General features: G+C 47.3%; 9 protein-coding genes. 7 read left to right on the top strand and 2 right to left on the bottom strand.

What is annotated here, in order from left to right:
• The first annotated feature begins 179 nt into the window (after window positions 1–179).
• Window positions 180–926, top strand: coding sequence for a 23S rRNA (guanosine(2251)-2'-O)-methyltransferase RlmB (rlmB, locus tag AC3A8L_RS16900; RefSeq protein WP_487963447.1), 747 nt, complete (start codon window positions 180–182; stop codon window positions 924–926).
• A 12-nt stretch (window positions 927–938) separates the two neighbouring features.
• Window positions 939–1,538, top strand: a complete 600-nt coding sequence (locus AC3A8L_RS16895) for a PepSY domain-containing protein (protein WP_487963446.1) — start codon at window positions 939–941, stop codon at window positions 1,536–1,538.
• Between the two features lie 267 nt (window positions 1,539–1,805).
• On the opposite strand, the gene AC3A8L_RS16890 is transcribed toward AC3A8L_RS16895, so the two are convergent.
• The gene (locus AC3A8L_RS16890; protein ID WP_487963445.1) at window positions 1,806–2,399 is read right to left on the bottom strand and encodes a hypothetical protein; all 594 of its coding nucleotides are present in this window, start codon (window positions 2,397–2,399) and stop codon (window positions 1,806–1,808) included.
• 153 nt (window positions 2,400–2,552) lie between these two features.
• On the opposite strand from AC3A8L_RS16890, the gene AC3A8L_RS16885 reads away from it, so the two are divergent.
• Complete coding sequence (locus AC3A8L_RS16885) at window positions 2,553–2,924, top strand: response regulator (RefSeq protein WP_487963444.1); 372 nt, start codon at window positions 2,553–2,555, stop codon at window positions 2,922–2,924.
• Window positions 2,925–2,926: 2 nt separating this feature from the next.
• On the opposite strand, the gene AC3A8L_RS16880 is transcribed toward AC3A8L_RS16885, so the two are convergent.
• On the bottom strand, window positions 2,927–3,502 hold the full coding sequence (locus AC3A8L_RS16880) for an outer membrane beta-barrel protein (RefSeq protein WP_487963443.1): 576 nt from the start codon (window positions 3,500–3,502) through the stop codon (window positions 2,927–2,929).
• 101 nt (window positions 3,503–3,603) lie between these two features.
• On the opposite strand from AC3A8L_RS16880, the gene AC3A8L_RS16875 reads away from it, so the two are divergent.
• From AC3A8L_RS16875 to AC3A8L_RS16860, 4 genes are all read left to right on the top strand, one after another.
• Window positions 3,604–3,933, top strand: coding sequence for a DUF3301 domain-containing protein (locus tag AC3A8L_RS16875; protein WP_487963442.1), 330 nt, complete (start codon window positions 3,604–3,606; stop codon window positions 3,931–3,933).
• A gap of 128 nt (window positions 3,934–4,061) precedes the next feature.
• Window positions 4,062–6,134 (top strand): AsmA family protein, encoded by a 2,073-nt coding sequence (locus AC3A8L_RS16870; protein ID WP_487963441.1) that lies wholly within the window; start codon window positions 4,062–4,064, stop codon window positions 6,132–6,134.
• A gap of 349 nt (window positions 6,135–6,483) precedes the next feature.
• Window positions 6,484–6,780, top strand: coding sequence for a ribosome hibernation-promoting factor, HPF/YfiA family (gene hpf / locus AC3A8L_RS16865; protein ID WP_487963440.1), 297 nt, complete (start codon window positions 6,484–6,486; stop codon window positions 6,778–6,780).
• Between the two features lie 361 nt (window positions 6,781–7,141).
• The coding region (locus tag AC3A8L_RS16860) for an ATP-binding protein (protein WP_487963439.1) at window positions 7,142–9,336 on the top strand (2,195 nt) is incomplete at its 3' end.

The following is a 9,336-nucleotide window of genomic DNA, read 5'->3' as shown; positions in this document are numbered from 1 at the left end:
CTTAAAGGGGCGCATGCCGAGGCATGTAACGCTTTGAGCAACGAAGGTAAGGATGTCGATATCAAGCATTAGTGGATGAAATATTGTTTCCTAGTTCCTAAACTTCCACCTATTATTCTTGCTTGCTATAGCGGCCGCGTAAGCGGCCTACAGCCCTTCTTTATTGAGTTATTTACATCATGAAAAATCAAGTTGTCTTCGGCCTACATGCCATTCAATCCCTATTGAATACAGCGCCCGAGCGCGTTCTCGAATTACTGGTATTACAGGGGCGCCAAGATCAGCGCATGCAAAGCATTCTGGCCATTGCCGAAATGCACGGTATTTCGGTAAGCGAGAAGCCTCGAAAAACACTCGATACAATGGCTGATGGTAATCACCAGGGCGTTATCGCGTTGGCAAAACCTGCAAGGGCGCTAACGGAAGACGATTTGTATGTGATGGTGGCCGATAGAGAAAAAGCCATGCCTTTCTTGTTGGTTTTGGATGGCGTTACCGATCCACATAATTTGGGCGCCTGTATTCGCTCGGCCGATGCGGCGGGTGTACAGGCGGTGATTGTGCCCAAAGACAATTCTGTGGGTTTGACCGAGGTGGTGCGTAAAGTGGCGTGTGGCGCAGCGGATACCGTGCCGTTAATTTCAGTAACTAACCTTGCGCGCACACTACAAAAGCTGCAGGAAAGCGGTGTTTGGGTTGTGGGTACCGCGGGCGAAGTGGAGATGAATATTTACCAAGCGCCGTTAACTGGGCCGTTAGCCATTGTGATGGGCGCCGAAGGTAAAGGCATGCGCCGTTTAACGCGCGAGCATTGTGACCACCTTGCGTATATACCTATGGCCGGTAGCGTGAGTAGTTTGAATGTTTCGGTTGCAGCGGGTATTTGTATGTTTGAAGCCGTACGCCAGCGCCAATTAAACGCTTAGTCGGATTTTGTTGTGGCTTTGCGCAATTGGCATAAATGGTTGGGCTGGGTATTAGCTGCGCAGCTTTTATTGTGGGCGGGCACCGGCGCAATTTTTATTTTCAAGCCGGGTTATGGCCCTGCTTACGAGAGGCTGGAGGTGTCGTTTTTACCGGTATCCCAGCATGATATTCAACGCGTTGCGGTTATCGCTAAACCCGAGTGGCAAGGCGTGCGAATATTAAAATCGGCGGCGGGCGAGCATTTATTGGTGAATACGCCAGAAGGTCCAAAGCATTTGGATTTCTCGGGTGTACCGCGTAGTCCTTCGGTAGGAGCGGTTAAATCGTTATTCAGCGAGAGTATTGCCGCTAATGTTGGGCGCTATGGCCAATTAAATCACTTAACCGGGCTAACGGCTGTCACTTCAACCGGTGTGAATTTAACACTGGATTGGCAACAATTAACCCTTCGCCAGCAAGGTCGTGATAGTCGTTTGATTAACTGGCTGTATAAATTGCATTATCTGCAATTCACCGAAAATACGCTTATCAACAAAACAATGGCGAGCCTTGCGCTGAGTATTTTGGTGGTTTTAAGTTTATTGGGTTTGGTTTTAGGGGCGAGGCAATAATAGTTTGTCCAATTAGACGAGGGCGCCTGCTTTCTCAACAAGGCGCTCGAAGGGGCGCATGCCGGGGCATGTAACGCTTTGAGCAACGCGGTTGAGGAAGCGGGAGGCAAGTATTATTGGATAAAGTATTTTTTCCTCGGCCCTTATCGCTATTGCGTAAATAGCACTTCTATAGGCCCTGCCAGTTCTGGCTTGGGGGTTGTCTCACTCGTTATTGTGTCTGTATTTTTAGCGGCGTAAATTCAGGCGGCTTATGGCTGCCCCTAACTAAGGTGCCACGTGGGTTACGCGTGTAACCCAAATAATTTCACAAGCGCCCGCACCGGTATCGCCGCGCGTAAGAGAGCTACTCCAACGCCATTGTTCTTGGGTGTCGTGGACCTCGACTAGCTGCCCTACTAGCGATATAACACTGCCTTGCTTAACGTCTAGAAGTTGTGCACGAATATTATCGTCGGCGGGAATAAGGTGCATATTGGCCGCGCTGGCCGAGATTTCGGCCTGAGGGATAGGTAGCTGATCGGCTTGCCAGTTAAACCAGCGGTGGCCTTGGCTGACGCTGATGTGCTGTAGGGTTTCCTCGTCAGACATGTATTGCCAGCCAAGCGCGAAGTCTATTGGGGATAGGTCGGCTTCTTTGTCGAAACGGTAGCGCTCACGGGAGAGGACTTTGGCGGTAATTTCAAACTCCGCCAAAGGCGTAATCATGTAGTGGTCAACAGGGAATGGTATGGGGTTTTTAATCGGAGTTTGTTGCGGAGGCTCTGGCGCCATAATGCCGGGCCCTAACGTAACGCGCGCTTCGGGCCATTTAAGGTATATCAGCGCGATTAATAAACCGCCTAAAAGCCATCGAGACACGGGTTAACCTGTTTAGGTGTGGATAGGTGTGGATAGGTGTGGATAAGTGTGGATATTGCCTCTTGAGTGTAGCGTAACTAAAATTGATTGTTTTTTGTGCAGCTAGCTGCTTGTGCCTATACTGAATGAGTAAAATGGTACTGGGAGCTTGTAATGAGCAAGGGGCATATTTTAGTTGTCGAAGATAATCCGGATAACCAACAGCTTGTACGATGGATTCTTGAAGATGAAACTTACGAGGTCACCTGCACAAGTAGTGCGGAGGAGGGCCTTTGCTTGCTCGAGTCTGGCCGATATGACGCCGTACTCATGGATATTTCTTTGCCGGGTATGGATGGCCGTGAGGCGACGAGGATTATCCGAACGAATCCTCAGTTTGTGAACTTGCCAGTCTTTGCGCTGACGGCGCATGGTTTGGAGTCTGAGCAAGCCAGTATATTAGCGTGTGGCGTAACCGGCTTGCTGACAAAACCTATTGATGAGGTGGAGCTAGTCGCTTGTTTGGACGGGGCTATTCATTCGTAGCACTACCAAAGCATAAAGGAGAAGCCCAGTGTCTGTTGTACAAGATTGCCAGCGTTAAGATCGGTGTGCTGAATACGATAGTGCAGTGCGAAAGTCTCCCCCAGTGGCACACCTAACTGTAGGCCTACAATGGGTCGCGTACTGGTCTCTCTTACCTCCTCTTCTTCGCCTGAGTTTAAGAACATGCCTTCCGTAAAATACAGGCGAGTATGCTGCAAACCGAGGTGTGGTGTAATCGTGAAGTTTTTCCCCACTTGCCACTCATACCCTGCACGTACAAACACACCATCGTAGCTGTAGTGATCAAACGTGCTTCCAAAGATAGTATTAGAGCCGTGGGTAAAGCCAGCGTCTGCCACTAGGCCTTTGTTCACGCGCATTTTGACGTAACCTGAGCCGCCGAGGGCATCTTCATCGTCGTCGACAAAATCTCTTGTGCGAAGAGTGTCGTTATCTAATTTTATATTGCTGCGAGTGATATCAATACCGAAGCCAAAGTCGAGGTCGGCAGCCGAAGATGTTGGTGCGAAAGGCGCAGCTAGGGTTGCTATAAGAAGGCTGGCGGAAATACGTTTCATGTTAATCCTTTTGATTGGGGCGCTATTTCTGCACAATATTGTAACTGCGCTTAATCTTAGCTGAACAACACGCGGTATGATGAAGGCCTAATGAGTTAAAGATGAGTTTGAGTATGACGTTGGAGCAAATGATACTGATTGTATTGGTCGGTTTTGGCGCTTGGATATTTTGGCGCCAGTTGGCAATTAGAGAGCTAGCGCTACGGCACGCGAACGCGGCATGCGATAAGTCGGATGTACAGCTATTGGATCAGAGTATTGGCTTATCTAAACTGCGTTTCAAGAAGCTGGCTGGCGGCGGTTTCGGGTTATTGCGTGAGTACCGTTTTGAGTTCAGTAGTACCGGTGAGCGCCGTTATACCGGGCGTATTTTTATAGTGGGACACACATTACAGAGGGTTGAGATGGACGCGTTCCGTGAGACTCTTTAGGGGCGCAGTGCAGGCTGAACTTTAGGGTTTTGCCCGCGGTCTTAGTAAATTACCCAAGTCTATTGGTGTGCTCGCACTGCGAGCGTTCGGTTAGCGCCAGTTTATTCTATTGATTAAGAATGAGTACTATGCGAAAACTTGCTATTGCATTGTCTGTTGTCTTTGGCGCGCCTTTAATTTTGGCGGTGGCCGCTGTTGTTTTCATTTTCACGTTGGACCCCAATCGCCTTAAGCCCATTATTCAAGACACGGCTGCAAAGCAAGGGCTTGAACTCGACTTAGCGGGTGATATTGGCTGGCGCTTTTTCCCCAATATTGCTCTTGAGATCGCGGCTGTTGAAGTGCGCAATGCTAATACACAGCAGGTTTTAGCGACGCTGGATTCAGCGGCCTTGTCTGTGGCGTTTAAGCCATTGCTCAACCGCAAAATTGAAGTTAACGGTGTTGATGTTAATGGCGTTGTACTTAATTACTGGCTTGATGCTAAAGAGCAAAGCAATTGGCCGACCTTTAGTGAGCCGAGTGTTGAGCCCACGACTAAGGACACTACCGCTGTTGATCAACAAGCGCCGACGTTAGATATTACCGTGCTTAACTTAACGCAATTAGCGGTGAATTATCGCGATGCGGCGGGTATCGTCACTGATATATCCGGTCTCAATATTCATACGCAAGGCTTCAACTTACAAGGCTACAATTTTAAAGCGCAAGTCAAAGGTCTGCTGAAATATGCGGATTACCCGTTAATCGCTTTAGATGCTGGTGGCGGTATGTCGCTGGATCTCAGTGGCGAGCGGTTGGTGGTCGAAAGCCTTATTGCATCCTTGATTGTGGATGCTAAAAGCAGAGCCATTGCACAAGCGAATGCCAAGCTAAATATCCAGCTAGATGCTGATGTCAGTTGGGCGAAGGGCGTTAGTTTTAAGGGCATGGTAAGGGGCGATACGCTAGATGTTCGTTCCTTGCTCGAGCAATTGGGGATTGCGTTACCCGCGACACGTAGCCCTAATGTCTTTAAGGCCCTAGCGGTCGAGACCCAGATAGTGATTACGGATAACAGCTTAGCGCTTAATGACACAATCGTTAAGCTTGATAAGGCTACGCTAAGCGCCGAATTGCTACTCAAGCATTTTGATCAACCTGAAATCAACGCCAGCTTATCGCTCGATAAATTATGGGTGGATGCCTACTTGGCGCCACCGCCCACAACTGAAGAAAAGGCTATGCCAGCCGTGGTGGTGGCGCCAAGCCCTTTGCCGCTAGAGCTTATTCGCGATTTGAATATCACTTTGTCGGTTGATGTAGGAGAGCTTGTTGCGAGTGGTGTTACCGCGAATGCGGTAGCGGCGACGATAGTGGCGCGCAATGGCATTGTGACCGTTAAACCCTTTGGCTTGATGTTGGCGGGGGGGCAAGTTGGGGCGCAAATGACATTTGATGCCCGCAAGTCGAGCGCTCTCCTGGAGGGGCGAATCACGACCGAGGGGGTGATGGTCGATAATTTACTGGAGCAACTCGCGCAGGAACCCGTATTGGCGGGGGCGTTAAATAGCCTGGTAACGTTTACTTCTTCTGGCGATACAGATCAAACGTTGGCGAATAATTTGCTTGCAGAAATAAAAGCCGATTCGACACATATCAAATTGACGACAATCAATATCGAAAAACGCTTTTGTGAGGCCGTAGCGTTACTGAAGGGCAAGGCGGCTAGCGATAACAACTGGCCGGTTTACAGCGAATTAGCCCCGCTACAGCTGAGTGCCCGTTACGGCCATGGCAAGGTAACCTTGGAATCGCTGAGTGCCGAAATTCAAAAGCTTAAGGCCCAGAGTGCCGGTGAGATCGACTTGAATACCGGTGATTTTCGCTTCCCTTTAGATGTTCGCTTAGCGGACTTTGCTACCAGCCTTGAGGGCTGCGTTATTGTTGGTGAAAAGTGGCGTAAGCGAAGCGTGCCATTGCGCTGTAAGGGAAACTTGGCGGATATTGGGGCCAAAACATGTTTGCCTGACGGCCCGCGCATCACCGAGAAGCTCAAAGAACAGGCCAAAGACGAGTTGAATGAAGAGCTAAAAAAGGCAAAAAGCAAAATAAGCGATAAAGTGAAAAAAGAAGCGGATCGTTTTCTGGAAAAGCATGTCGAAGATGGCGATGTGGAAAAGTTAAAAGATACCGTTAAGGATTTGTTTAAACGGAAGTAAACTAATAATTAATTGACCTAAGGGCAGGGTGTTTTTATTGGGAATTGGATCTACACTTAGTCGGTGAAGCGGGTAATTTTTTGTGCTCAAACAGTAGCTCTAGTTCAAATAGTAGTTCTAGTGTTGTTGTAGCGAGTGCTTAAGAGATATTGTCGATTAGAATATTTCTTATCGTAACTCACTGTTTAGCAAAGTAAGCGGTGCAATAGGTTGAAATTTGAATTACAGTCATTATTGTCACTAAAGTGAAAAGAATTAATGAAAGTGAAAATAATTAATGCAAGACCCTTGCATTTTTAGGTGAAAGGCAACACATTGTTAATGAAACTCAGCAAAAGGACAGACAAGTATGCAAATTAATCTTTCCGGTCATCATGTTGATATTACAGACGGCATCCGTGACGCAGTAGATACGAAGTTTACAAAGGTAGGCGGGCATCATCCTCAGCTTGGCGAGGTAGCGGTGACGGTTACTGTCGATAAAAACGAGCAAAGTGTAGAAGCTAAAGGCCAGTACATGGGGGCTCCCGTAGTTGCTCAATCTTCGGATAAAGATATGTACGCTGCCATAGCCTCTGCGGCTAAAAAATTCGATTCTGCCCTATCGCACCGCAAGGGCGCTACGCAAACCGCAAGGCACGGGTAGCGAACCGTTCTTTAACAACAAATCACGATAAAAAAAGGAGGCTTATGCCTCCTTTTTTTATGGCTGAAACATCTGTTTTAATCTTTCGCGATAAAGGGCTCTTGTCGCACAAAAAATAGGATTTTAGTCGTCATATAACGCATTTAATCTCAAAGCCAGAGCGCCTTGTCTACACTGAATAGATGATATAAATGCGTAGAGCGCTTATGGACTGCGGATCTTGCTGGCTAATGTACCTACAACAAACCCTCTGGGGATGCATGCGTCCTAGACAAAAGGTTTGGCTATGCGGTGCGCGTAGGTTTCGACTGCGTGCTGATGCTAGCGCCTCGGTTGTAGGTTGTTGGTTACGGTATTATTTATGATGACCTGGTCGCGGGAAAAAAAAGCGCAGGATGTCCGTGATAACTACCCATTACGTATTGCGGTTATGTGGGTGGTTCTTGCCATTCACATGAGCCTGATGTGGCCAAGCGATATTATACCTACTTGGTTTTGGCTGGTTATCTTTACGCACACGCTGTTCTGGCCCCATGCGGCTTATTTCTTCTCTTCTGAGCGTTCACACGAATGTTACAACCTGCTCTTTGATATTACGATGTACGGTCTGTACGTGGGCGCTTGGGGCTTCAACCCGTTTCTGGCCGCCGTCTTTGTGGCAACGAGTAATCTTACGTTGGCTTCTTTAGGGGGAATGCAGCTGCTATTTTGGGGCATTAATGTTCAGGTGGTGGGTGCCCTTATTGGCGGCTGGATAACGAATTATTATTTCCGGCAGAATTTGGCTTTAGTGCCAATGTTAATTGCTACTGCAGGTTTTTTTAGTTTTATGGTTGGAGTGGGCTGGCTGATGAATCGAATTCATCAGCGGCTACACAAAACCCGTAGACGTTTAAAAGAACAGCATGAAGAGATGACGCATATTAATGAATTAGCGGTTGCGGTGAATAGCCAGCTAACAATTGATAGCATTATCCGACGTTTATTGGATGCCCTTGAACAGTTATACCCTATGGAAGCGGTATACTTTTTATCACATGAGCCCGAAAAGAATAGGTTGGTGATTGCGGGTATTTATGGTGAGGCCATTTCATATCGTGAGCGGTTTGAGTTTGAAACACTGGAGTTCGATTTAGATACGGATGCCGATAGCATTTTTGTGATGGGACTGAAACAGCGACGGGTAATTAATATTGGCCACCTTCACCCAGACCTTGTAAAGGCCGGCGCCAGTATTGATAAGCGCTTGTATGATATAAAGCCCAGCTTATCGCTCATTTATTTCCCTGTGTATATTGAGGATACTGTTGTAGGTGGGCTGGCTTTTATTAACCATAAACACCATTGCCTGCTAGAAAAAAAGGATATACGGCGGGTTTCAGATTATTTGGTTCAGGTTGGAACCGCTATCAAAAACGCAAACCTTATTCGTCAGCTGCAGCAAGCAAAGGAAGAAGCCTTAATGGCACAAAAAAAGGCAGAGGCGTCCGAGGAAGCCAAAAGCCGATTTTTAGCCAATATGAGCCATGAGATCCGAACCCCTATGACGGCAATCCTCGGCTATTCAGAAGTGTTACAAGAGCCCGTTATTTCTGTCACTGACCGTTTGAAGTTTGTTGATATTATTATGAACAGCGGCCGCCACTTACTTTCCATGATTAATAATATTCTCGATATTTCAAAAATAGAAGCTAGCCAGGTCCAGATCGAAAATATCGATATCGATGTAGTACCTATGCTCAGTGATATTGAAAATTATGTAAAACTAAAAACGCAGGAAAAAGGGTTAGAGTATCGTGTAAGCGTTAATTTTCCCGTACCCGAAAGGATTGTGAACGACCCTACACGTTTAAAGCAAGTGCTGCTTAACCTTTGTAACAATGCGATTAAGTTTACAGAGCAAGGTTGCATTAGCTTATCGTTAAGTTGGCCGCAAAAAAATCTAATGAGTGTGAGTGTGAGTGATACCGGGATTGGCATGACTCGGCAGGAATGTGAATCGGTATTTGAAGCCTTTGCTCAAGCCGATAGCTCCACTACCCGTTTATACGGTGGAACCGGGCTGGGCTTAACTATCTCTAAAAGTTTAGCGATGCTCATGGGGGGCAGTCTTGAGGTCGTCAGTGAAAAGGGCGTGGGCAGTACTTTTACGCTTAATGTAGATACCGGGGATAAAGTGGGTACGCTTATTGAGTCCCCCGATGCTTGGCTGCAATTACAAAAACGTCAGTTTGCATCGGTCAAAAAGGCCGAGGTTCCATTACTGATGGGGCGTGTACTTGTAGCTGAAGATAACCCAGTCAATCAGCAAATAATCAATCGCTTGTTAGAGCAGACGGGCATTTCAGTTGAAATTGTTGGTGATGGACGCCAGGCGGTAGATAAGGCAAAAGTCGGAGCCTATGATTTAATATTTTTAGATATGCAGATGCCAGTTATGGGCGGGGAAACTGCTGCAAAGTTAATTAAGGAGGCCGGCTTAACTGTGCCGCTCGTTGCGTTTACGGCAAATGTGATGACACACCAAGTGCACAGTTACTTTCAGTCAGGCTTAAT

Source organism: Marinagarivorans sp., from assembly GCF_982758155.1.
This window is presented reverse-complemented; position numbering and strand designations above follow the sequence as displayed.

Bases quoted from the DNA above. Each gene is read 5' to 3' on its own strand.
- rlmB (WP_487963447.1), top strand. From the start codon at position 180: ATGAAAAATCAAGTTGTCTTCGGCCTACATGCCATTCAATCCCTATTG.
- AC3A8L_RS16885 (WP_487963444.1), top strand. From the start codon at position 2,553: ATGAGCAAGGGGCATATTTTAGTTGTCGAAGATAATCCGGATAACCAA.
- AC3A8L_RS16880 (WP_487963443.1), bottom strand. From the start codon at position 3,502: ATGAAACGTATTTCCGCCAGCCTTCTTATAGCAACCCTAGCTGCGCCT.
- AC3A8L_RS16875 (WP_487963442.1), top strand. From the start codon at position 3,604: ATGAGTTTGAGTATGACGTTGGAGCAAATGATACTGATTGTATTGGTC.
- AC3A8L_RS16870 (WP_487963441.1), top strand. From the start codon at position 4,062: ATGCGAAAACTTGCTATTGCATTGTCTGTTGTCTTTGGCGCGCCTTTA.
- hpf (WP_487963440.1), top strand. From the start codon at position 6,484: ATGCAAATTAATCTTTCCGGTCATCATGTTGATATTACAGACGGCATC.